Origin of the sequence: Janthinobacterium sp. SUN128 (assembly GCF_030587275.1) — a bacterium.
GTDB lineage: Bacteria > Pseudomonadota > Gammaproteobacteria > Burkholderiales > Burkholderiaceae_D > Janthinobacterium > Janthinobacterium lividum.
The window spans coordinates 1319245-1341131 of the sequence record NZ_JAPWHY010000001.1; the positions used below are offsets into that span (position 1 = coordinate 1319245).

Consider the following 21887-nt stretch of genomic DNA (forward strand, 5'->3'; position numbering starts at 1 on the left):
CTGAGCCTGTCAGCGCTGTCCTACCCGTCTTGTCGAAACTGTCTGATTGTATGCCTTGCGGAAACACGCGATGATCGTGTTCATGCTGCAACAGCCAACCAGTCCGACGGAGTATGCGATGCAAAAGCCAGACCAGTCCATTCACGTGAACAAGCCGTTCTTGCTGATCTGCCTGTTTACTTTCTCGACCCTGGCGGCCACCTTGACCAATACGGGCGAGGCGCCGGCCAGTGATGCCGCGCCGGCACCCGTGGCGCGCGAGGCTGGCCATGGCTCCTTGCCCGTCTGCAGCAGCGATGCCCTCACACTGTCGGCCCAGTGCCAGCCGCAGCCCGCGCGCCAGGCTTGAGCGCCCCTTGGTTGACGGCCTGCGCCTGCAGGCGCTGCTGCAGCAAGGCCAGCACGGCAGCTTCTTCCGGCGCCAGCGCCTGTAGGTCGTCCTGCATTTGCTGCCGCGCCCGCGCGCGCATGCCTTCCAATAAGCTGCCATCCAGATACGATTCCAGCACGGCCGGATGCACATAGCACTTGCGGCAGATCGTCGGCGTGTTGCCCAGCTTTTTAGCCACGGACTCGATCGCCTGCACGATGTTTTTCTTGGCTTGCGCATCGGAGTCGACCTGTTCGAACGCTTGCAGGGCCAGCGCGGCGAGCAAGGTGCCGGACCAGGTGCGGAAGTCCTTGGCCGTGTAATCTTCGCCCGTCACCTCGCGCAGGTAATCGTTGACGTCGCCCGAGCCGATGCCGTGGCGCTCGCCCTCCGCATCGACATATTGAAACAGTTCCTGCCCCGGCAGTTCGCGCATGCGCTGCAGCACCCTGGCCAGGCGCCGGTCGCTCAGGCGGATATCGTGGCGCACGCCGCTCTTGCCCTTGAAGTGGAAGGCCACGGCGCTGCCGTCGACCTGCACGTGGCGCGTGCGCAGCGTGGTCAGACCGAACGATTTGTTTGTGCGCGCATATTCTTCGTTGCCGATGCGCATCATCGTCAATTCCAGCAGGTGCACGATGGTGGCCAGCACTTTTTCACGGGGCAAGCCCGGCAACTGCATGCCGCGCGCGACGGCGGTGCGGATGGCGGGCAGGGCGCGGCCAAAGCTGAGCATGCGCTCATATTTCGCTTCGTCGCGCACCTGGCGCCAGCGCGTATGGTAGCGGTACTGTTTTCGTCCGCGCGCGTCGCGTCCCGTCGCCTGCAGGTGGCCGTTGGCGTGCGGGCAGATCCACACGCCCGTCCAGGCCGGTGGAATGGCCAGTGCCTTGATGCGCGTCAAGATGGCGGCATCGCGCAGGATCGACCCGTCCGCGTCCCGGTAGCGGAACTTGCCGGGCTTGCCCAGGCGGGCGATGCCGCCCTGGTGGTCGCCCGTGTAGCGCAGGCCGGCGGCGCGGGCCGTGGTGGTGGCAGATATTTCCATGACGATAGCTTACCTTGCAGGCCGCGCACCCGCCGCGCCGTTATGCTAAGGTGCGCATTCGTAACGCCGTGCGCGGCAGACAGGAGCAGCAGATGTTTGGCAGAAAAAAGAATCTGGAAGAAGACCACGCCCCCCAGGCCGACAAACAGTATGAAAAGAAATACACGGATGACAGCTTCTGGGACAAGGTCGTCAAGTTCGCCAAGACGGCGGGACGCGAAGTCATCGAGAAAGCCCTGTGGCTGTACTACGCGGCACAGCAGCCGAATACCCCGCTGTGGGCCAAGACGGCGATCTATGGCGCGCTCGGCTATTTCATTTCGCCCATCGATGCGATTCCCGACATCACGCCCGTGGTCGGCTATGCGGATGACCTGGCCGTGCTGGCGGCGGCTGTCGCCACGGTCGCCACCTACATCACGGCCGAGGTCAAGGAACGGGCTGCCGAGAAATTGCGCGGCTGGTTCGGCGTCTAGGCACCGGGAGCGGGCTGGCCCGGTTGGCCCTTGACGGCATTGCGGTAGCGGGCCCTGGCCTCGGCCCTCTTGACCGCTTCGCTGGCGATGTTCTGCGCCCTGATGCGGGCTTTTTCACTCTTGCTGCGCTGCTGCGCCACGTCCTTGTTGCCGATACGCTTAGTCATGCTGGTCTCCTCGTTGAGTGTCAAGTCTGACCAGCACAGCATACTTTCTTGCCCGCGCGCCACCGTGCGTCCGCTCACACAAGCGGCATGCCTACCTCGCTGGCGCGCCGCTGCCGCCATGCGCCAGCAGGCGCAGCACGACTTCTTTCTGGAATGAGCGAAACTCCTTGTCGGCGCTGACGTTGGCGAAGGCCAGCACGGCAGTCTTGCTGGCCCGGTCGACGCAGACGACGGACGCGGCGCCCGGGTCGCCGCCGCTGTGCGTGGCCAGCGGCTTGCCGTCGACGTCGCGCAACTGCCACACCAAAGCCTGGCGCACGGACGCATCGGCAGGCACGACGGGGGCCGCTTGCGGGGCGAAAAATAATTGCAGAGTGGAATCTTGCAAGTAACGGTGGCCATCGACCCGGCCGCCATTGCTGAAGATGGCCAGGAAACGGGCAAAGTCATGCGCGGAGCTGCGCAGCAAGCCGGCCGGCCAGTCCGGATAGCCGACGGGCGGCAACACTTGCAGGCCCGGCTCCTTGTGCGCATACGGCTGGGCGATGACGGCGCGCCGCGGCAAGCCGGCCAGGTTCCAGGCCGTGCTGTCCATGCCCAGCGGTTCGAACAGGTGCTCGTGCGCAAAGGCGTCCAGGCCATCGGGGTTTAAGCGGCCCACCAGATAACCGAGCAGGGCGATGCCGACATTGCTGTAGCGCCATTCCGTGCCGGGCCGGGCGGCAAACGACACATCCGCGTCATACCAGGCGCCGCCGCGCGACAGATAGCCCTTGACGAAGTCGCGCAGGGGCAGTCGCGGGTCGCCCTGCACGGCAAACGCCGTCGTCTTTTCGTACACGGCGTCGGAAATGCCCGAGGTGTGGCTGAGCAAATGCCGGAAGGTGATGGGCACATCGGGAAACTTCGGATGCATGAGCGGAAAGTCCAGGTGGGCCGCCACCTTGTCGTCCAGCTGGAAGGCGCCTTGTTCCAGCAGCATCATGATGGCCGTGGCCGTGACGAGCTTGCTGACGGAGGCGACATGGAACACCGTGTTGGCATCGGCTTTCTTGCCGGCCTGGATGTCGGCCCAGCCATAGCCGCGCGCGAATATGGTGCGCTCGCCGCGCACCACGGCCACGCTCATGCCCGGCGTTTCCGTGCGGGCCAGGCCATCGCGCATGAAGCCGTCAAATGCCGTTTCCCACGCCAGCCTGGCCGGATCGGTGGCGCAGCCCGTTTGCAGCAGGGCCAGTGAGACGCCCAGTCCCAGCACGCTTCTTCGTTTCATTGCTTCTCTCTTTTGCCATTTTGAATGATCTTAACAATATTTCTGCCAGCCATAGGGGCAATTGACAAAACATTGCTACACAGCAATGGTAATGAGGGGCTGGCGCCTATTTGCGCCAGTAGCGCTCCAGCAGGGGTTTGACCGTCAGGCCGTGCGCGACGATGGACAGGATGACGACGACCAGGGTGATGTCGGCCAGTTCGCGCGCCAGGCCGCGCGGCAAGCCATGCGCGATGGCATAGCTGAGGTAGTACATCGAACCGATGCCGCGCACGCCGAACCACGCGGCCAGCCCGCGCAGGCGCATGCTGGTGCCCGAAGCCAGCAAGCCCAGCATCACGCTGGCCGGGCGCGCCACCAGCAGCAGGAACAGCGCTACGCTCCACGCTTGCCAGTTCCAGGCGGCGGCCGTCACGGCGCCGCCCAGCAACAGCACCAGGGTCAGTTCGGACAGGCGTTCCAGGTGTTCCTTGAAGACGAGCGATTCGCCGCTGACGGTCAGCGGCACGTCGCTGCCGTGCGGCTTGGTGGCGGACACGGCATGGGTTTCTTCCGCCTGCAGCAAGCCTTGCCGGTCTTTCGGCGCGCCGGCCAGCCGCAGTTCCGTCTGGCGCAAGGCCACGCCGGCAAAGAAGACGGCCAGGAAGCCCCACGCGTGCAGCCAGGTAGTCAGGCCGTAGACGAGGGCGATCAAGCCCAGGGCCGCCAGATCGTCCAGCATCGCGTGTTTCGGTTCCTTGGCGCGCACCTGCCATCCCAGCCAGGCCAGCAGCGCGCCGCCGGCCGCGCCCAGGGCCATGGCGCCTGCGCTGGCCCAGACCAAATCGCGCCACAGCCAGGTGGCGCCGTGCGGCCCCAGTTCATGCAGGCCCAGCAAGCCCAGGCCCAGCATGACGAAAGGAAAGCCGCTGCCATCGTTCATGCCCGCCTCGCTGGTCAGGATGAAGCGCAATTGCTCGCTGTCACCCGCATGGCGCAGCTGCACGTCGGTGGCCAGCACGGGGTCGGTGGGTGCGAGGATGGCGCCCAGCAGCACCCCCGCGCCCCATGGCAGGTCCAGCACCCAGTAGGCGAACGCGGCCACCAGGGCCACGGAAATAGCCATCGACAGCCACGCCAGGCGCAGCGACGGCAGCCAGCGCGCCAGGCTGAATGGCACGGGCATCTTGACGCCGGCGGAAAACAGAGAGATGAGGACGGCGATTTCCGTCAGGGTTTCCAGCAGGGGCGCTTGCTGCACCAGGTCGAACGCAAACAGGCCGAGGAACATGGGGCCCAGCAGCAGGCCCACGCCCAGGTAAGCCATGGCCGAGGTCAAGGGCAGGCGCGCGATGCCGTCGGCGCCCAGGCCACGCGCCAGCATCAGGCAGCCGATCAGGATGAACCAGGCGGTGGTGCTCATGCGAACCATTGTAGCGGCGCGCGTACAAGGGCAGCGCGCCGCAGGTTTTTCAAGCCTTGTGCAGCGACACGCTGTCGTTCTGCGCCTGCATGGCGTGCAGCTCGATGGGGTCGTGCGTGGAGCGCAAACGGGGCAGGCCGTGCGGGTAGTGGGCCGTAATAAATGCCAGCATCTGCTCGCGCACGATACAGCGCAGCTCGAAGGCCAGGCCTGAATCCGCCGCGCTGATCAGAAAACGCACGCGCACGGCGCGCTCGTTCGAATCCGTCGCCTGCACAGTGCAGACCCGGCCATCCCATTGCGTGGCGGATGCGCAGATGCGCGTCAGTTCCGCGCGCAGCGGTTCGAGCGGGATACTGAAATCGAGCCACAGGAACACCGTGCCCAGAAGGGTGGACGAGCTGTGCGTCCAGTTCTCGAACGGGTTTTCAATGAACCATTGCAGCGGCACGATCAGGCGGCGCTCGTCCCACACGCGCACGACGACATACGTGCCCTTGATTTCCTCGACCTTGCCCCATTCGCCGTTGACGATCAGCACGTCATCGATGCGGATCGGTTGCGAAAACGCAATTTGCAACCCAGCAATGAAATTGCCGAGCACGGGACGGGCGGCGATACCGGCCACCAGGCCCGCCACGCCGGCCGAGGCCAGCAGGCTGGCGCCGATCTGCCGCGCGCCGGGCAATGTCAGCAGCACGAAGGCCAGGCCCAGGATCACGACGATGGCGTGCGCGCTGCGCGTGAGCACGCGGGCCTGGGTGATCAGGCGGCGCGCGCGCAGGTTGTCAGCCACGTCGACGGGATTGACTTCGGAAATCGTGATGGAAAGGGCCTGGATGCACTGCATGGCCAGCCAGGTCAGCGCGATGATCAGCGCCACGCTGGTGATATGCGACATGGCGACGAGGCCCGGCGTGTCGTCGGGCGCGCCGGCCAGCACCATGCGCAGGCCGAAGACGATCACGCACAGCTGGCTGGCGCGGAAGGCCACACGCGTGGCGTTAGTGGTGAATGGGCGGCCATTGGCCAGTCTTTTCAGCAGGCTGATGCCGGCCCGGTGCACGCCGATGGCGACCACGGTGACGAGCAGGGCGGAAACGAACACGGTCAGTGCCGAGCGCAGCGGGCCTCCCATCAGCGAGTGGAACGTGCTGAGATCCATAGGCGAAAACTCCTTGAAATTGGTAGGGGGGGATGTCGGAAGCGGGTATTTTACGGGCAGATGGCGTAACGGGGGCGTGCGTTGCCGTACGGATAAGACCTGCGTCAAGGTGGATACTGGAAGAAATTGCTGCGCTGCGCCATGCCATGTTGACGTTTCAATACGGAAAGCAAACGGGCGTCGCCGCAGTGGAAACATAGTCATACTTGCCATGCTTTTTGTTTTTGCAAAGGAAAACGATGATAGTACGATCACTCCGAATGTCCTTGCGCTTCATCCTGCCACTGGCTCTGGTGCTGGGATTGTTTGCTTATATTGTGGTACCCCTGCTCGACAATATCACCCTGCGCTGGTACGTGCGCGACCTCGACAGCCGGGCAGAATTGCTTGCCGGAACCCTTCGCCCCTCGCTCACCGAATACCTGCCCGCGCAAGATGCCACCCGCATCGGCGAACTGTTCCAGGGCGCCACGCGCGACGAACGCCTGATCGCCATCGGCTTTTGCGACAACGCGGGCCACCTGGTTTACCAGTCCGCGCAATATCCCGCTTCCATCGGCTGCTGGAGCACGCCTTCCACGGGCGGCCTGTACAAATCCCTGGCGCAATTGCCGCAAGGGCAAGTCCACATCAGCGAAACGCCCGTGATGCAGGATGCATCCCAGCTGGGCCGTTTGGTGCTGGTGCAGGACATGAGCTTTGTCGAGCGCCGCAATACGGATACCAAGCGCTTCATCTTTGCCTTCCTGGCCGTGCTGGCCGTATTGATTTCCCTGATGACCGTGTTCGTGGCGCACCTGAGCTGGCGCGGCTGGCTGTCGGCCGTGAAGGATATTTTACGGGGAGAATTGCTGCCGAAAAGTAATGGCGCAGTGGCCGCCGCCACGGCGCCCGCTGCCGCGCCCGCGCCGCCGCCGGAAATGCAGCCGCTGATTGGCGACTTGCGCGAATTACTGCAGGAATACCACCTGGAACGTCAGGGCGACAACGGCTGGTCGTCCGACTGGACGCCGGACAAGCTGCGCGCCTTGCTGGAAGCGGACTTGCAGGGCGACCAGGTGCTGGTGGTGTCGAACCGCGAACCGTATATCCACACGAAAACAGATGCCGGCATCACCGTGCAGCGTCCCGCCAGCGGCCTGGTGACGGCCGTGGAAGCCGTGATGCGCGCCTGTTCCGGCACGTGGATCGCGCATGGCGCCGGTTCCGCCGACCGCGAGACGGTGGATAAGCTCGACCACGTGCCCGTGCCGCCCGACAATCCCAGCTATACCTTGCGCCGCGTGTGGCTGACGGAAGAGGAAGAGCAGGGCTACTATTATGGCTTCGCCAATGAAGGCATGTGGCCGCTGTGCCATATCGCCCACGTGCGCCCCGTGTTCCGCTCGTCCGACTGGGAGCAGTACGTGAAGGTCAACCGCCGCTTCGCCGACGCCGTGATCGCCGAGGCGAAGACGGACAATCCCGTCGTGCTGGTGCAGGATTACCACTTTGCATTGCTGCCGCGCATGGTGCGCGAAGCCTTGCCGAAAGCGACGATCATCACTTTCTGGCATATCCCCTGGCCAAACTCGGAATCGTTCGGCATTTGCCCTTGGCGCGAAGAAATCCTCGACGGCCTGCTGGGCAGCACCATCCTCGGTTTCCATACGCCATTCCACCGCAAGAATTTCCTGGAAACGGTGGACCGCTACCTGGAAACGCGCATCGAGCCGGAAGCGTCGACGATTTCCTATGGCGGCGAGATGACGCAGGTCGAGGATTACCCGATTTCCATCGCCTGGCCGGAAGACAATCCGGCGCAACCGGACGTAGCCACCTGCCGCGCGCAAATCCGCAGCGAGCTGGGCGTGGCATCCGACCACTTGCTGGGCATCGGCGTGGACCGCCTCGACTACACGAAGGGCATCGTCGAGCGCTTCCAGGCCGTCGAGCGCATGCTGGAACAGCAGCCTGGCATGGTGGGCAATTTTACCTTTGTGCAGATCGCCGCTCCCAGCCGCGCTTCGCTCGATGAATATCAAAGTTTCGACGCGCGCGTGCGCAAGATGGTCGAACGCATCAACCGCCGTTTCGGCAGCGGAGACTATGTGCCCATCCTGCTGAAAGCCGAACACCACGGCCAGGACGATTTGCAACGCTATTTCCGCGCCTCGGAAGTGTGCATGGTGACGAGCTTGCATGACGGCATGAATCTGGTGGCCAAGGAATTCATCGCCGCGCGCGACGACGAACTGGGCGTGCTGGTGCTGTCGCAATTTACGGGCGCCGCGCGCGAGCTGCATGAAGCGCTGATCATCAACCCGTATCACATCGAGCAGGGTGCCGACGCCCTGTACCGCGCCCTCGTGATGCCGCCCGTGGAGCAGCGCGAGCGGATGAAGAGCATGCGGGCCCGTGTGAAACATTTCAATGTCTACCGCTGGGCCGGGCGCATGCTGCTGGACGCGGCCCGCTTGCGCCAGCGCGACAAGGTCATGACCAAGATCGACGCCCACAGCCGCATCAAGCGGCGCAAGGGGATCTGATGGACGATACCCCTGACGATAGCGCGGCCTTGCTGCAACTGCTGGGTACGCCTGGCACAGCCGTCTTCCTCGACTTCGACGGCACCCTGGTCGACCTGGCGTCCACGCCCGATGGCGTGCGCCTGGAAGCGGGCGTGGTCGAAGCGCTGGCGCTGCTGGCCGAGCGCCACGGCGGCGCGCTGGCCCTCATTTCCGGGCGTCCCATAGTCCAGATCGATGCCATGCTGGCGCCCTTGACCCTGCCGGTTGCCGGCGTGCATGGCGTGGAGCGGCGCGGCGCCGATGGCGTGCTGCATGTGGCGGCCACGCCCGATGTCTCGCCCGTGCTGGCGCGTGCGCAGGCGTTGGCGGCGAGGTACCCCGGTTTGCTGGTGGAGCAGAAGCGCGGTGCCGTGGCCCTGCATTACCGGCTGGCGCCAGATCTCGAGCAATTATGCCTGCAGGAAATGACCGCAGCCGTGCAAGCGTGCCCGGGGGTACTGCTGTTGCATGGCAAAATGGTCCTGGAAGCCAAGCCGGCCGCCACGGACAAGGGCGGTGCCATCGCCGCCTTCATGCAGGAAATCCCATTCGCCGGCCGCCGGCCCGTGTTTGCGGGCGACGACACCACCGACGAGGCAGGCTTTGCCTTTGTACAACAAGCAGGCGGGCAGGGCGTGAAAGTGGGCAGCGGCCCCAGCGCCGCCACCCTGCGCCTGGCCAGCCCGGGCGCCTTGCGCGCCGCGCTGCTGGCCGCGTCCGTATCCCCTTTCAAGGAGTAGCTGATGACCATATCCACTGAACAAGCTGATGACACCCCCGGCGGTGAGTCCGCGCCAGCATCCCTCAACTGCGGCGTGGTGGGCAATTGCGCCTTCAGCGCCCTGATCGACCAGGCGGGGCAGGTCGTCTGGTCCTGCCTGCCCCGTTTCGATGGCGACCCCGTCTTCAACGGCTTGCTGGACGCCACGGAAAACGGCAGCGTGTGGGCCATCGACATTGAAAACTTTGCCCGCAGCGAACAGTTTTATGAACCGAACACGGCCGTGCTGCGCACGCGGCTGTACGACACGGATGGACGCGGCGTGGAAATCACGGATTTCGCGCCCCGATTCCTCAGCCGCGACCGCATGTTCCGCCCGCTGATGCTGATCCGCCGGGTGCGGCCGCTCGATCATGCCGTGCGCATCCGGGTGCGCTTGCGCCCCCGCTACGACTGGGGCAAGCTGGCGCCGCAGATCACGCAGGGCAGCCACCACATCCGTTACGTGGGGCCGGAACAGACCTTGCGCTTGAACACCGATGTGTCGCTCAACTATGTGCTGAGCGAAACGTATTTCGTGCTTGGGGGCACGGCCAACTTCCTGCTGGGCCCGGATGAAACCCTGGCCGGCGGCATCGACGAAACGGCGCGCATCTTCGAAAAGGAAACCATCAACTATTGGCGCACCTACACGCGCCGCCTGGCCGTGCCGCTGGAATGGCAGGACGTGGTCATCCGCGCGGCCATCACCCTGAAATTGTCTTTATATGAGGACACGGGCGCCATCATCGCCGCCATGACCACCAGCATCCCGGAAGCGCCGGGCAGCAGCCGCAACTGGGATTACCGCTACTGCTGGCTGCGCGACGCCTTCTTCGTCGTGCGTGCATTGAACAGCCTGTCGGAAGTGGGCACCATGGAGGAATACCTGCGCTGGCTGACGAATATCGTCGCCCGCTCGAAAGGCGGCCACATCCAGCCCCTGTACGGTATCGGGCTGGAAGAGCAGTTGCCCGAATCCATGCTCGACCACTTGCCCGGCTACCGGGGCAACGGCCCCGTGCGCGTCGGCAACCAGGCGCAGGAACACTTCCAGCACGACGTGTACGGCAACATTGTGCTCGGTGCTGCCCAGGCTTTCCTCGACCACCGCCTGTTCCACCGGGCGGGAAAAGCCGAGTTCGCCGCGCTGGAAGCCGTGGGCGACCAGGCCTTCCGCCTGCATGCGGAGCCGGACGCGGGCATGTGGGAGCTGCGCACGCGGGCGCGCGTCCACACCTCGTCCATGCTGATGAGCTGGGCGGCCTGCGACCGCCTGGCCAAGGTCGCGCACAAGCTGGGCTTGGACGACCGGGCCGACCACTGGAACAGCCGCGCCGTGCTGATCCGCGAAAGGTTGCTGCGCGAAGCGTGGAGCGAGGAGCGCCAGGCCTTCGCGGAAAGCCTGGGTGGGCGCGACCTGGACGCCTCCGTGCTCTTGATGGCGGAAGTCAACTTCATCGACCCCATGGACCCCCGTTTCATCGCCACCGTCGATGCGCTGGAAGCGTCCTTGTGCGACGGCCCCTACATGCGCCGCTACGAAGCGCCCGACGACTTCGGCAAGCCGGAAACGGCCTTCAACATCTGCACCTTCTGGCGCATCGACGCCCTGGCGCGTATCGGCAGGAAAGATGAGGCACGCCAGATATTCGAAACAATGTTAATGGCGCGCAATCACCTGGGCTTGCTGTCGGAAGATACGCATCCCGTGACGGGAGAGATGTGGGGGAATTTCCCGCAGACGTATTCGATGGTGGGCCTCATCAACTGCGCGGTGCGGTTGTCGGCGCCTTGGGATAGCGCTATTTAAGTGCGGGCCTGGATCGCGGGCCTGAGAAAATGCCCATGGCTGCGTTGCTTGGGCTTGCCGTACATTCGTACTGTCTGCGCCCGCGCGCCCGGTCTTATCCATTCGCTGGGCATTTTTCAGCTCCGCTGGCCCCGGGGAGCCCGGGTTGAGGGTTCGGGCCATGGTTTGCTTTGCCATTGTTTAGATGTTAAGTCAAAGTCTTGGGTAGAGCAGGCTCGCGCCGCCCATATAACCTGCATTCCGCCGCCAGTGCCAGCAGATTCGGGTCGCGCTCGCGGCTGCTCAGCATCAGCAGGGTGATTTGCTGGTGCGAGCCGTAGCGCGCGTCCAGCGGAATCAGTTCGATGCGGGAGCTGAAGGCGCGCACGCGGCCGGGCAGCAGGCTGTAGCCGATGCCGCCGCTTACCAGGTTGATCAGCGAGAAGATGTCGCCCACCCTCATGGCCGTGTCGGGCACGAATCCCGCCAGCTCGAATGCATGGTTGAAGCTTTGCGAGGTGACGAAGCCTTCGTTGAGCGTGACGAATTTGTCGTCGCGCAGCGCCTGCAGGTCCACCGAGGCGGCGCCCGCATACGGCGAGTCCAGCGGCGCGGCCAGGAAGATGTCGTCCTGGAACAGGGGCACGGCCACCAGCCCGGCATGCTGTTCGTCTTCCTGCACGCCGACGATGATGGCGTCCAGCCTGCCGTCGGCCAGGCTTTGCAGCAGTTCGCGGTTCGAACCCAGGGTCAGGTCGATGTCCAGGCCCGGCCGGCGCAGCTTCAGGGCGATCACCAGTTGCGGGATGCAGTGCAGGGTCAATGAATACAGGGAGCCGATCTTCAGGCGCACGGGATTGATGCCCGACATCTCCCGCACCTTGCGCACGCCTTCCTCGCACTCGGCCAGCGCGCGCCGCGCCGATTCGGCAAAGGTGTAGGCCGCATGCAGGGGGATCAGGCTGCGCCCCTCGCGTTTGAACAGAGGGCAGCGCAAGCCGTCTTCCAGCGAATGCAGGGCGCGGTGCACGCTGACCGTGCTCTGGCCCAGCGCATCGGCCACCCGCGCCAGGTTGTTCAATTCCATGAAGCTGAGAAAAACTTCCAGCTTTTTCAGGGTAATTTCTTCGTTGATGGCCATGATCACCGTGATTATCGTGAGTTCATTAACTTCAGGGTAATGAACATGGTAGCAGGTTGATTGTCGCGGTTCCGTTTTCGCTCTATCGTCGGGGTTCGATAGCTCATTCCGGAGGCAAGATGTCAACCGCCACAGCAGCGCCAGCGCAGCGGCAAAAACAATGGGACACGCGGCGCACGGAGAAGCGCCGCCGCCTGGAAGCCGTGCGCCAGTACGCGAGCGGCCCCGTGCTGCAACAGGGCGACATGGTCGCCGTGCTCGAAGCGCTGCTTGCGCCGGGCGACCGCGTCGTCCTTGAAGGCAATAACCAGAAGCAGGCCGATTTCCTCGCCCGCATGCTGACCCAGGTCAATCCCGACAAGATCCACCATCTGCACCTGATCATGCCCAGCGTCAGCATGCCCGAGCATCTGGACCTGTTCGAGCGGGGCATCGCCCGCAAGCTCGATTTCTCGTTTGCCGGCACGCAAAGCCTGCGCATCGCCCAGTTCCTGCAGGATGGCTTGCTGGAAGTGGGCGCCATCCACACCTACATCGAGCTGTATGCGCGCCTGTTCGTCGACCTCACGCCCAACGTCGTCATGGTGGCCGGCTACATGGCCGACCGCCAGGGCAATCTGTACACGGGACCCAGCACCGAGGATACGCCCACGCTGGTGGAATCTGCCGCCTTTCGCGACGGCATCGTCATCGCCCAAGTCAATCAGATCGTCGACGACGTCAGCGACTTGCCGCGGGTCGACGTGCCTGGCTCGTGGATCGATTTCGTCGTGCAGTCCGACAAACCGTTCTTCATCGAACCCTTGTTTACCCGCGACCCGCGCGTGATCAAGCCCGTGCACGTGCTGATGGCCATGATGGCGATCCGCGGCGTGTATGAAAAACACCAGGTGCAGTCGCTCAATCACGGCATCGGCTTCAATACGGCCGCCATCGAACTGATCTTGCCCACCTACGGCGAGCAGCTGGGCTTGAAGGGCAAGATTTGCCGCAACTGGGTACTCAACCCCCATCCGACCCTGATCCCCGCCATCGAGACGGGCTGGGTCGAGAGCGTGCACTGTTTCGGCGCGGAGCTGGGCATGGAAGGCTATGCGGCCGCGCGGCCCGACGTGTTTTTCACGGGCCGCGACGGCTCCATGCGCTCGAACCGGGCCCTGTGCCAGCTGGCCGGCCAGTACGCGGTCGACCTGTTCATCGGCGCCACCCTGCAGATGGATGGCCTGGGCAATTCGTCGACCGTGACGAATGGCCGCTTGGCCGGTTTCGGCGGCGCGCCCAATATGGGCCACGATCCGCATGGCCGGCGCCACCCGACGCCCGCCTGGCTGGACCTGATCGAGACGGACGACCCGCTCGCGCGCGGCAGGAAGCTGGTGGTGCAGATGGTCGAAACGTTTCAGGACGGCGGCCAGCCGACCATCGTCGAATCGCTCGACGCCGTGGCCGTGGGCCAGGCCAGCGGCATGCCGCTGGCGCCCGTGATGATCTATGGCGACGACGTCACCCACGTGCTGACGGAAGAGGGCATCGCCTACCTGTACAAGGCCCGTTCGCTGGACGAACGCAAGGCCATGCTGGCGGCCGTGGCCGGCGTGACGCCCATCGGCCTGCGCCATGACCCGAAGACGACGGCGAAATTGCGCGCCGACGGCCTGATCGCGCTGCCCGAGGATATCGGCGTGCAGCGCGGCGCGGCCAGCCGCTCGCTGCTGGCCGCGAAAAGCATCGCCGACCTGGTCGAATGGTCCGACGGCCTGTATCAACCACCCGCCAAATTCAGGAGCTGGTAATGAGCACAATGATGATGACAATGACGACGACAGTGCCGGTGCAGGTACGCCCTGCGGCGCTGGCGCGGCAGGTGCTGCAGGCGCTGCTCGATGAAGTGACCCTGACGCCGAAACCGGGCCTCGTCGATTTGCGCAGCCGTGGCGCCCATGCGGACTTGAACTGGGCCCTGATGTGCCAGTCGGCTTGCGTGCTGGAGCCCGTGTTTCAAGCCATGGCCGACGCCGGCGCGCAGAGTGAAGACGACGACCTGCTGCGCCAGCGCATCGGCGCCATCGGCCGCGATGGCGAGGCGCTGATGCTGGCAGCCACGGGCGGCGTGAACACGCACCGGGGCGCCATCTGGGCGCTGGGCCTGCTGGTGACGGCGGCGGCGCAGCAGGGGGCTAGGGGCGCATCGCTGGCACCGCAGGCCGTGGCGGCGCGGGCCGGCGCGCTGGCCCGTTTGCATGACCGCGGCGCGCCTGGCGTTACCGGCAACAAGGGCGAGCTGGCGTGCCGCCAGTATCAGGTCGATGGCGCTCGGGGCCAGGCCCGCGCCGGTTTCCCACTGGTGACGGGTGCGGGACTACCCGCGTTGCACGCCTCGCGGGCACGCGGCGACAGCGAGACGACGGCGCGGCTGAACGCCTTGCTGGCCATTCTCAGCCAGCTGGACGACACCTGCGTGCTGTCGCGCGGCGGCGAGGCGGCCTTGCTGGAATTGCAGACGGGGGCGGCGCGGGTACTGGCCGCCGGCGGCGCGGCCACTGCCGCCGGTACCGAGGCGCTGCTGGCGCTGGAAGCGGTGGCGCTGGCGCGCGGCGTGTCGCCGGGCGGCGCGGCGGACTTGCTGGCGGCCACCCTGTTCCTCGACCGATTGACAGAAGGAGAAGCGCATGGAAACGCGTGACTATACATTCCCGGCCGGGCCACCGGCATCGGGGCGCGCCCTGGCCGGCGTCGTCGGTTCGGGCGACCTGGAAGTGCTGCTGCAGCCTGGCGACGATGGCGTGATCCGCATCGTCGTCAACACCTCCGTCGATGGCAAGGGTGCCGTGTGGGATGCGCTCCTGCAGCGGGTATTCGGCGGCGAGCCGCTGCCGGCGGCGGCCATCGTCATCAACGATTGCGGCGCCACGCCGGGCGTGGTGCGCATGCGCATCGAGCAAGCCTATGAAGAATTGCAAGCGGGGAGGGCGGCATGAGTACATTGAAGGAATTGCTGGAGCGCGACAGCTTCATCGAACGGGGCGCGCGCAGCCGGGCCAGGGCCTTGCTGGATGATGGCAGCATGCGCGAACTGCTCGATCCGTTCTGCGGCATAGCTTCGCCCTGGCTGCCGAAACAAGGCGTCACGGCGCAGGCGGATGACGGCGTGGTGGTGGCCAAGGGGCTGTTCGATGGCCAGCCGGCCGTGGTGCTGGCCATCGAGGGCGCCTACCAGGGCGGCAGCATGGGCGAGGTGGGCGGCGCGAAAATCGCCGGCGCGCTGGAACTGGCGGCGCGCGATAACCGCCAGGGCGTGCCGACGCGGGCCGTGATCCTGTTCGAGACGGGCGGCGTGCGCCTGCAGGAAGCCAACCTGGGCCTCGCTGCCATTGCCGACATCCATGCCGCCATCGTCGACCTGCGCCGCTACCAGCCCGTGATCGGGATTACCGCCGGCACCGTGGGCTGCTACGGCGGCATGTCGATCGCGGCGGGCCTGTGCAGCTATCTGGTCGTCACGCGCGAGGCGCGCCTGGGGCTCAACGGGCCGGCCGTGATCGAGCAGGAAGCGGGCGTGGGCGAATTCGACTCGCGCAACAAACCGTTCATCTGGAGCCTGACGGGCGGCGAGCAGCGCTTCCACAGCGGCCTGGCCGACGCCTATGTGGAAGACGACACGGCGCAGATGCGCGCCACCGTGGCCGCATTGTTCGCACGCGGCGTGCCGGCGCAGCACCGCAGCGACCAGGCCGACGTCTTCCTGGCCCGCCTGGCGCAAGTGGACGCGGGCTCGCAAGCCACGCCGGAAGCCGTGCGTAGCATCTACAGCAAAGGAGCAACAGCATGAACGCCATCACCGACACGAGCCGCGGCGCCGTCTGGCTGGCGGCACTCACGAATCACGCTGCGCCGCTGGACGGCTACCCGCCTTCCGTGCGCGTGGTCGACGCGCCGCTGGCGGGCGCGCCGGCGCGCTACCTCGCCGTGCTGCCCGACCCGGACAACCGTTTTGCGCGTGCCCGCACGGGAGAAATCGGCCTGGCCGAGGCGTGGCAGCTGGCGCGCGCCGTGCAGCAGGTGGTTGCCGAGGACCGCGCGCTGGCCGTGAAACGGCCCATCGTCGCCGTCATCGACGTGGCCAGCCAGGCCTATGGCCGGCGCGAGGAAGCGTACGGCATCCACCAGGCGCTGGCCGGCGCTGCCGGCGCCTATGCCGAAGCGCGCCTGGCGGGCCATCCCGTGATCGGGCTGATCGTCGGCAAGGCCATGTCGGGCGCCTTCCTCGCCCACGGCTACCAGGCCAACCGCCTGATCGCGCTCGACGATCCGCAAGTGATGGTGCACGCCATGGGCAAGGCGTCGGCGGCGCGCATCACCCTGCGCACCGTGGAAGCGCTCGAAGCGCTGGCCGCGACCATCGCGCCGATGGCCTACGACATCAGGAACTACGCCAGCCTGGGACTGCTGTGGCAAACCTTGCAGGTGGCGCAGCCCGATGATCCGTCGGCGCAGGATACGGCCGCCGTCGACGCCTGCCTGCAGGCGGCTCTCGGCGATATCCGCGCCGACCCGCAGCGGGATCTTTCCAGCCGCCTGGGCGCGCCGCACCGCCAGGCATCGGCAAGAGTCAGGGAGGTATTGCAGCAGCAGTGGTAGGTGAAACAACAGAGAAGACACCAAGTCATTCCTATTCCTATAACGGAGACAATCATGATCATTTACGGAACCGCACTGCTGGCGTTATGCCATTTGCTCGGCATCTTCCTGGGCGACCTGCTCGGGCAGCTGATGGGCGTCAAGACCAACGTGGGCGGCGTGGGCATCGCCATGCTGCTGCTGATCTGCGCCCGCCTGTACATGCAGCGCCGATCCTGGCTGCCGCAGATGACGGAACGGGGCGTCGAATACTGGGGCGCCATGTATATTCCCGTGGTGGTGGCGATGGCGGCGCAGCAGGACGTGGTGGCGGCCCTGCGCGGCGGGCCGGTGGCCGTGCTGGCCGCCATCGGTTCCGTGCTCGTTTGCGGTGCCGTGATTTCGCTGATTAACCGTTCGGAAAGCCCTGCTGCAATCGCTGCCGCTGAAGCTGACCGCGTGCAAGCCGACTCGATGTTGATGAAGGAGCACCGTCATGCTTGAAATCTTTGAAAAAGCCGCCATCCACAATGGCCTGGTGACGGCCTTCGCCTTTGTCGGCCTGATCATGCTGCTGTCGATCGCCCTGTCGAAGTACCTGACCTTCGGCCGCGTGCACGGCTCGGCCATCGCCATCGTGATCGGCCTGGGGCTCGCTTACTGGGGCGGCGTGCATAGCGGCGGCCACAAGGGCCTGGCCGATTTGTCGCTGTTCGGCGGCATCGGCCTGATGGGCGGCGCCATGCTGCGCGACTTCGCCATCGTCGCCACTGCCTTCGAGGTGCAGGCGACGGAAGCGCGCAAGGCTGGCCTGATCGGCTTGGTGGCGCTGGTGCTGGGCGTGGTGCTGCCCTTCCTCGTTGGCGCCGGTGTTGCCTATGCCTTTGGCTATTCGGACGCCGTCAGCATGACCACCATCGGCGCCGGCGCCGTCACGTACATCGTCGGCCCCGTCACGGGCGCGGCCATCGGCGCCAGTTCGGACGTCATGGCATTGAGCATCGCGGCGGGCTTGATCAAGGCTATCCTGGTGATGGTGGGCACGCCCGCCGCGGCGCGCTTTCTGCGCCTGAAAACGCCGCGCTCGGCGATGGTCTTCGGCGGCCTGGCCGGCACCGTCAGCGGCGTGTCGGCCGGCTTGGCCGCCACGGACCGCAAGCTGGTGCCGTATGGCGCGCTGGTGGCCACGTTTCATACGGGCCTGGGCTGCTTGCTGGGACCGTCCTTGCTGTTCTTTGCCGTCAAGGCGGTGGTGGCCTGATGGAAGCCTGGCGCGCGCATGACTTGCTATGGGTATCCGGCTTGCCGGACGGCGCATCCTTGCCCGCCTGGGCCGACGCGGCCTGGCTGCGGGCGGCGCCGCTGGTGGTGCGGCGCGCCAGCACGGCGCCCGGGCGCATCCCCGTGGGCATGCGCGGTATGCTGCGCAGCGAGCGGCATGCATGCGAAGTGGACGCGGCCGCCGTCGTGCGTAGCGTCAGGCCGGAAATGCTGGCGCGGCTGGCGCACACCCCGTCGTCCGGTTTTGACTGTACTGCGCTCGATGCGCTGCGGCAGGTGGCGCCGCTGCTCGACGCCACGGGCTGGGCCTGGGGGCCGACGGGCGGCGTGGGCTTCGCCCTGGCGAGCGGCTTGCCCGTGCTGCGCGCCGACAGCGACCTCGATCTCGTGCTGCGCATCGCCGCGCCGCCGGACGCCGCGCAGGCCTGCGCCCTGCGTACCATCGCGGCGACTGTCACGGCGTGCCGGCTGGATCTGCAGATCGACACGGGCAGTGGCGGCTTTGCGTATGCCGAGTGGGCGGCGGGCCGGGGCAAGGTCTTGCTGAAAACGGATCACGGTCCCGTGCTGACGGCCACGCCATGGGAGATGGCATGAGCGTGCTATTTACCTTTCCGGGCCAGGGCGCCCAGTATCCGGGCATGCTGCATGCGCTGCCCGACGATGCGGCCGTGGCGGGGGCTTTGGCCGAAGCGGCGGACGTGCTGGGCCACGATCCTTTGGCGCTGGACACGGCTGCCGCGCTGGCGTCGACGCGGGCCGTGCAACTGTGCTTGCTGATTGCGGGCGTGGCCATGGCGCGCTCCCTGGCGGCGCGCTGCGCGCTGCCCGACATGGTGGCCGGTTTTTCCATCGGCGAGTATGCGGCGGCCGTCGTCGCCGGCGCGCTCGATTATGCGGATGCACTGCGCCTGGTGGCGCGGCGCGGAGAGCTGATGGAGCAGGCATATCCCACCGGTTACGGCATGGCGGCCATCATCGGGCTTGATCTGGCGCAACTCGAACCCGTGCTGGCCGAGGTGCACGGCGCAGCTACGCCCGTGTATGTCGCCAACCTGAATGCGCCGCGCCAGATCGCCATTGCCGGCAGCGAAGCCGCCTTGCAAGCCGTGATGGCGCTGGCCCTGGCGCACGGCGCCAGCAAGGCCAAGCGCCTAGCCGTCGGCGTGCCGTCGCATTGCCCGTTGATGGAGGCCGCCGCAGGCGACATGGCCGCCGCCTTCGAGGGCGTGGCCCTGCGCCGGCCATCGCTCGTCTATCTGAGTAGCAGCGCGGCGCGCGCGCTGTTCGACCCGGCCCGCATCCGCGACAGCCTGGCGGCCAACATGGCCCAGCGCGTACAGTGGAGCAGTACCGTGCGCCTGGCGTGGGAGCGGGGTGCCCGGCTGGCGCTGGAAATGCCGCCCGGCAGCGTCCTCACGCGGCTGACGGCGCCCGACTTCACGGACGGCGTGGCCATCTGCTGCGACGGCAACCGGGGCGACAGCCTGCTGGCGCTGGTACAGCGGGAGCGCAACGGCGCCGTGCCTTAAAGCCTGGCGCTCAAGCCAATCTGGAATCCACGGCCCGGCAAGGGCGCGATGTATTTCAGTGGAGAATTGTGCGGCCGGGCATCGTCATCGAGCAGGTTGGTGCCGCTGATGAACACGTCGATGCCTGCAAACGGCGAGTTCGGCACCTGCAGCGCGCGGCTCACCTGGAAGTTCACCATGGTGTAGCCGTCGAGCGGCACTTCCTCGCTGACGCTTTTGCCCAGGTACTTTTGCTTGTCATACCGGGTGCCGGACAGCCTGGCCTTCCACCCCATGTTTTCCCACAGCAGATTCGCGCCATAGCGGTTGGTGGGCATGTTGGGCAGATACGCGCCATCGTTGTGCGCGCGCAGCTTGTCCGGGTTGTCCGCCTTGTTCTTGACCAGGTCGGCAAATGCGGACAGGTTCAGTTTTCCGTAGCTGCCAAGCTGTATGACCTGGGAGGCGTCGATCTCGAATCCCTTGACCGTCGTATCGGTCTGCTTCCAATATTTCAAGGGCAGGCGATTGGCCATCTGGGCGCCCGAGTGGCCAAGGTAGAGATAGTTCTCGTACTTCATGACATAGCCCGTCGCCGACATGGCAAAGCCGCGATTGCCGAACAGGGCGGTGAGTTCGGTATTTCGAGCGCGCTCCGCCTTCAAATCCTGGTTGCCTTCTTCCTGGGTCATGATGGAATAGTGCCGGTTGCTCGCATACAACTCATTGACGTCGGGCGCTCTTTCCGAGGAGGCATAGCGCAGCTTCGCACCGAACAGCTGGCCCAGCTTGGCCGAGGCCCCCAGGCTGTAGCTGTTCAGGCTGAACGACCTGTCCTCGAGTTTGGCATTTTTTGCATTCCTCGATGTCTTGAATCCGCTCTTGCGGATCTCGTGGTCCACTTTTTCATGGCGGAAGCCCGCGTCGAAGGTGGCCCAGTCGACGTCGAGGCTTTCCTTGACGAACAGCGCGCGGCTGGCCGTGCTCGCATCGGGCAGGTAAAGCTGCGGGCCGCTGCCGGCGATATCCCTGGTTTTATGGCTGAGGCCAAGCAAGCCGCTCAATGGCCCTGCGCGCCGGTGCGTCAGCAGGAGCTCGGCCTGATTGGTGTCGAACTGGTAGTCATTCGCCTTGGCCGCACCGAGGCGTTCTCCCGAGGCATTGCTCAAGCGGGACACGCGTAGTTGCGCGCTTTCAATGTACGCGACGGGGTCGAGCAGATTGGCTTCCAGCGCATATTTATCTTGCTGTATCACCACGCCGACGGGCAGCCCTTCGTCATAGTTCGCGCCGAAAGACTTGTTTTCCATGGAAAAACCCGGCACGCCATACTCGCTATTCTTGGTATCGATGCTGACGGCCACGTAGCCACGGTTGAAAAAGTAGGTGCTGCCGACGGCAAAATGGGAATTGCTGGCATAGCTGTTGCCCAGGGTGCCGTGGTAGTCCGGGGTCACGTCCTTGTTGATCTTGTTCTGGGTCGTGGACGGCGTACCGGGCACGTAGGCGGGGTTGGCCGGATTGACGTAGGTCTTGCGCTGCCAGACGGACGTCGGCTGATTGGTATAGAAGGAAAAGTCTCCATCCGCCCAGTCCGGATTTTCCGTCATGAATTGGTCGATAAACGGTTGTGAAGCCTTGTTGTAGATTTGCTGAATGCGCGCTTCCTTCTGGCAACTGTCGGCCAGGAAGGTATTCACGCCACCCTTCACGGGGAACAGCTGGCTGTTGCACACGCTGGCCTTGCTGTTGCCGGGAATATCGTAATGCCCGATCTTCTGGAAGGATAGTTGCAGATTCGTCGAGAAGTGCTTGCCATCGTTGAAGTTCATGCGCAAGCCCTGGGCATTGGCATCGTTGAAACCCTTGCGCAGGACAAATTCCACGTCCTTCTCCTTGCTTTCCATCTTCCTGGAAATGAGGCCGGAATCCACGTCGACGCTGCCGCCAATCGCATTGCCGCCGAAACGCACGGCGTCCGACGATTTGTTGACGGTCGCGCTGCGCGCAAACAGCGGATCGAACGGGATGTTGATGTCGCCGCTGAGCGCATTCATGCCGAGGATGGACTGACCATCCTCGAGGATCTGCACGCGGCTGCCGCTCAGGCTGCGTATCACCGGTGCGCCCGCATTCGGCCCGAAGGCGCTGCTTTGCACGCCCGAGACATGTTCTAGCATGCCGCCCAGGGTCCGGTTCTGGGCTTGCGTATTTTCGACGAGGACGACGCTGTCGATGGTGGAAGGCCGGTCAGCGCGGACCTTGATGGTTTGCAGGGTGACGTCGTCCGCCGCGTAAGCGAGCGGGGCAGTGGACAGCATGGCAGCTGCGAATA

The 21887-nt window shown here is 65.3% G+C and carries 21 protein-coding genes; 14 read left to right on the plus strand and 7 right to left on the minus strand.

Features of this window, described 5'->3' with window-relative positions; genetic code table 11:
- Positions 1-118 precede the first annotated feature (118 nt).
- Positions 119-349, plus strand: a complete 231-nt coding sequence (locus tag O3297_RS05965; RefSeq protein ID WP_305048042.1) for a hypothetical protein — start codon at positions 119-121, stop codon at positions 347-349.
- Here the strand turns inward: O3297_RS05965 and O3297_RS05970 are convergent.
- On the minus strand, positions 303-1418 hold the full coding sequence (locus O3297_RS05970) for a DNA topoisomerase IB (protein WP_305048043.1): 1116 nt from the start codon (positions 1416-1418) through the stop codon (positions 303-305). The two genes, O3297_RS05965 and O3297_RS05970, sit on opposite strands and share 47 nt — an antisense overlap.
- Positions 1419-1510: 92 nt before the next feature.
- Here O3297_RS05970 and O3297_RS05975 point away from each other — a divergent pair, with 92 nt between their 5' ends.
- Positions 1511-1894: a YkvA family protein gene (locus O3297_RS05975; protein ID WP_052140069.1), complete on the plus strand. Its 384-nt coding sequence runs from the start codon at positions 1511-1513 to the stop codon at positions 1892-1894.
- Here O3297_RS05975 and O3297_RS05980 read toward each other — a convergent pair.
- The 4 genes from O3297_RS05980 to O3297_RS05995 form a co-directional block, all read right to left on the minus strand.
- A complete protein-coding gene (locus O3297_RS05980) occupies positions 1891-2061 on the minus strand; it encodes a hypothetical protein (protein ID WP_305048044.1) in 171 nt (56 codons plus the stop codon). The genes O3297_RS05975 and O3297_RS05980 overlap by 4 nt on opposite strands.
- A gap of 91 nt (positions 2062-2152) precedes the next feature.
- On the minus strand, positions 2153-3334 hold the full coding sequence (locus tag O3297_RS05985; protein ID WP_151094974.1) for a serine hydrolase: 1182 nt from the start codon (positions 3332-3334) through the stop codon (positions 2153-2155).
- Positions 3335-3440: 106 nt separating this feature from the next.
- Positions 3441-4736, minus strand: coding sequence for a sodium:proton antiporter (locus O3297_RS05990; protein ID WP_305048045.1), 1296 nt, complete (start codon positions 4734-4736; stop codon positions 3441-3443).
- Between the two features lie 49 nt (positions 4737-4785).
- Entirely contained in the window at positions 4786-5901 is a 1116-nt protein-coding gene (locus O3297_RS05995; protein WP_070256285.1) for a mechanosensitive ion channel family protein, read from the minus strand.
- Between the two features lie 239 nt (positions 5902-6140).
- On the opposite strand from O3297_RS05995, the gene O3297_RS06000 reads away from it, so the two are divergent.
- Genes O3297_RS06000 through O3297_RS06010 form a run of 3 tightly spaced genes read left to right on the plus strand, consistent with a single transcriptional unit; the run spans position 6141 to position 11023 of the window.
- On the plus strand, positions 6141-8429 hold the full coding sequence (locus O3297_RS06000; RefSeq protein ID WP_305048046.1) for a trehalose-6-phosphate synthase: 2289 nt from the start codon (positions 6141-6143) through the stop codon (positions 8427-8429).
- Positions 8429-9190, plus strand: a complete 762-nt coding sequence (gene otsB / locus O3297_RS06005; protein ID WP_305048047.1) for a trehalose-phosphatase — start codon at positions 8429-8431, stop codon at positions 9188-9190. Before O3297_RS06000 ends, otsB begins: the two co-directional genes overlap by 1 nt.
- A 3-nt stretch (positions 9191-9193) precedes the next feature.
- Entirely contained in the window at positions 9194-11023 is a 1830-nt protein-coding gene (locus O3297_RS06010) for a glycoside hydrolase family 15 protein (protein ID WP_305048048.1), read from the plus strand.
- Positions 11024-11210: 187 nt separating this feature from the next.
- Here O3297_RS06010 and O3297_RS06015 read toward each other — a convergent pair whose 3' ends face one another.
- A complete protein-coding gene (locus tag O3297_RS06015; RefSeq protein ID WP_305048049.1) occupies positions 11211-12143 on the minus strand; it encodes a LysR family transcriptional regulator in 933 nt (310 codons plus the stop codon).
- A gap of 119 nt (positions 12144-12262) precedes the next feature.
- Here O3297_RS06015 and mdcA point away from each other — a divergent pair, with 119 nt between their 5' ends.
- Genes mdcA through mdcH form a run of 9 tightly spaced genes read left to right on the plus strand, consistent with a single transcriptional unit; the run spans position 12263 to position 19573 of the window.
- On the plus strand, positions 12263-13936 hold the full coding sequence (gene mdcA, locus O3297_RS06020; RefSeq protein WP_305048050.1) for a malonate decarboxylase subunit alpha: 1674 nt from the start codon (positions 12263-12265) through the stop codon (positions 13934-13936).
- Complete coding sequence (locus O3297_RS06025) at positions 13936-14826, plus strand: triphosphoribosyl-dephospho-CoA synthase (protein ID WP_370385386.1); 891 nt, start codon at positions 13936-13938, stop codon at positions 14824-14826. The genes mdcA and O3297_RS06025 overlap by 1 nt, the downstream gene beginning before the upstream one ends.
- Complete coding sequence (locus O3297_RS06030; protein ID WP_305048051.1) at positions 14813-15121, plus strand: malonate decarboxylase subunit delta; 309 nt, start codon at positions 14813-14815, stop codon at positions 15119-15121. The genes O3297_RS06025 and O3297_RS06030 overlap by 14 nt, the downstream gene beginning before the upstream one ends.
- A complete protein-coding gene (locus O3297_RS06035) occupies positions 15118-15972 on the plus strand; it encodes a biotin-independent malonate decarboxylase subunit beta (RefSeq protein ID WP_305048052.1) in 855 nt (284 codons plus the stop codon). The genes O3297_RS06030 and O3297_RS06035 overlap by 4 nt, the downstream gene beginning before the upstream one ends.
- Positions 15969-16781, plus strand: coding sequence for a biotin-independent malonate decarboxylase subunit gamma (gene mdcE / locus O3297_RS06040; protein ID WP_305048053.1), 813 nt, complete (start codon positions 15969-15971; stop codon positions 16779-16781). The genes O3297_RS06035 and mdcE overlap by 4 nt, the downstream gene beginning before the upstream one ends.
- A 54-nt stretch (positions 16782-16835) precedes the next feature.
- Positions 16836-17264 carry a malonate transporter subunit MadL gene (madL, locus tag O3297_RS06045; protein ID WP_070256246.1) on the plus strand — a complete coding sequence of 143 codons (429 nt, stop codon included), beginning with the start codon at positions 16836-16838 and terminating at the stop codon, positions 17262-17264.
- The gene (madM, locus tag O3297_RS06050; protein WP_034781494.1) at positions 17257-18021 is read left to right on the plus strand and encodes a malonate transporter subunit MadM; all 765 of its coding nucleotides are present in this window, start codon (positions 17257-17259) and stop codon (positions 18019-18021) included. Before madL ends, madM begins: the two co-directional genes overlap by 8 nt.
- On the plus strand, positions 18021-18638 hold the full coding sequence (locus O3297_RS06055) for a malonate decarboxylase holo-ACP synthase (RefSeq protein ID WP_305048054.1): 618 nt from the start codon (positions 18021-18023) through the stop codon (positions 18636-18638). The genes madM and O3297_RS06055 overlap by 1 nt, the downstream gene beginning before the upstream one ends.
- Complete coding sequence (gene mdcH / locus O3297_RS06060; protein WP_305048055.1) at positions 18635-19573, plus strand: malonate decarboxylase subunit epsilon; 939 nt, start codon at positions 18635-18637, stop codon at positions 19571-19573. The genes O3297_RS06055 and mdcH overlap by 4 nt, the downstream gene beginning before the upstream one ends.
- On the opposite strand, the gene O3297_RS06065 is transcribed toward mdcH, so the two are convergent.
- On the minus strand, positions 19570-21873 hold the full coding sequence (locus O3297_RS06065) for a TonB-dependent receptor (RefSeq protein WP_305048056.1): 2304 nt from the start codon (positions 21871-21873) through the stop codon (positions 19570-19572). The genes mdcH and O3297_RS06065 overlap by 4 nt on opposite strands.
- Between the last annotated feature and the right edge of the window lie 14 nt (positions 21874-21887).

What these genes read in the sequence shown, in the direction of transcription:
- O3297_RS05965 (WP_305048042.1), top strand. Translation starts at nt 119, where the DNA reads ATGCAAAAGCCAGACCAGTCCATTCACGTGAACAAGCCGTTCTTGCTG.
- O3297_RS05970 (WP_305048043.1), bottom strand. Translation starts at nt 1,418, where the DNA reads ATGGAAATATCTGCCACCACCACGGCCCGCGCCGCCGGCCTGCGCTAC.
- O3297_RS05975 (WP_052140069.1), top strand. Translation starts at nt 1,511, where the DNA reads ATGTTTGGCAGAAAAAAGAATCTGGAAGAAGACCACGCCCCCCAGGCC.
- O3297_RS05980 (WP_305048044.1), bottom strand. Translation starts at nt 2,061, where the DNA reads ATGACTAAGCGTATCGGCAACAAGGACGTGGCGCAGCAGCGCAGCAAG.
- O3297_RS05985 (WP_151094974.1), bottom strand. Translation starts at nt 3,334, where the DNA reads ATGAAACGAAGAAGCGTGCTGGGACTGGGCGTCTCACTGGCCCTGCTG.
- O3297_RS05990 (WP_305048045.1), bottom strand. Translation starts at nt 4,736, where the DNA reads ATGAGCACCACCGCCTGGTTCATCCTGATCGGCTGCCTGATGCTGGCG.
- O3297_RS05995 (WP_070256285.1), bottom strand. Translation starts at nt 5,901, where the DNA reads ATGGATCTCAGCACGTTCCACTCGCTGATGGGAGGCCCGCTGCGCTCG.
- O3297_RS06000 (WP_305048046.1), top strand. Translation starts at nt 6,141, where the DNA reads ATGATAGTACGATCACTCCGAATGTCCTTGCGCTTCATCCTGCCACTG.
- otsB (WP_305048047.1), top strand. Translation starts at nt 8,429, where the DNA reads ATGGACGATACCCCTGACGATAGCGCGGCCTTGCTGCAACTGCTGGGT.
- O3297_RS06010 (WP_305048048.1), top strand. Translation starts at nt 9,194, where the DNA reads ATGACCATATCCACTGAACAAGCTGATGACACCCCCGGCGGTGAGTCC.
- O3297_RS06015 (WP_305048049.1), bottom strand. Translation starts at nt 12,143, where the DNA reads ATGGCCATCAACGAAGAAATTACCCTGAAAAAGCTGGAAGTTTTTCTC.
- mdcA (WP_305048050.1), top strand. Translation starts at nt 12,263, where the DNA reads ATGTCAACCGCCACAGCAGCGCCAGCGCAGCGGCAAAAACAATGGGAC.
- O3297_RS06025 (WP_370385386.1), top strand. Translation starts at nt 13,936, where the DNA reads ATGAGCACAATGATGATGACAATGACGACGACAGTGCCGGTGCAGGTA.
- O3297_RS06030 (WP_305048051.1), top strand. Translation starts at nt 14,813, where the DNA reads ATGGAAACGCGTGACTATACATTCCCGGCCGGGCCACCGGCATCGGGG.
- O3297_RS06035 (WP_305048052.1), top strand. Translation starts at nt 15,118, where the DNA reads ATGAGTACATTGAAGGAATTGCTGGAGCGCGACAGCTTCATCGAACGG.
- mdcE (WP_305048053.1), top strand. Translation starts at nt 15,969, where the DNA reads ATGAACGCCATCACCGACACGAGCCGCGGCGCCGTCTGGCTGGCGGCA.
- madL (WP_070256246.1), top strand. Translation starts at nt 16,836, where the DNA reads ATGATCATTTACGGAACCGCACTGCTGGCGTTATGCCATTTGCTCGGC.
- madM (WP_034781494.1), top strand. Translation starts at nt 17,257, where the DNA reads ATGCTTGAAATCTTTGAAAAAGCCGCCATCCACAATGGCCTGGTGACG.
- O3297_RS06055 (WP_305048054.1), top strand. Translation starts at nt 18,021, where the DNA reads ATGGAAGCCTGGCGCGCGCATGACTTGCTATGGGTATCCGGCTTGCCG.
- mdcH (WP_305048055.1), top strand. Translation starts at nt 18,635, where the DNA reads ATGAGCGTGCTATTTACCTTTCCGGGCCAGGGCGCCCAGTATCCGGGC.
- O3297_RS06065 (WP_305048056.1), bottom strand. Translation starts at nt 21,873, where the DNA reads ATGCTGTCCACTGCCCCGCTCGCTTACGCGGCGGACGACGTCACCCTG.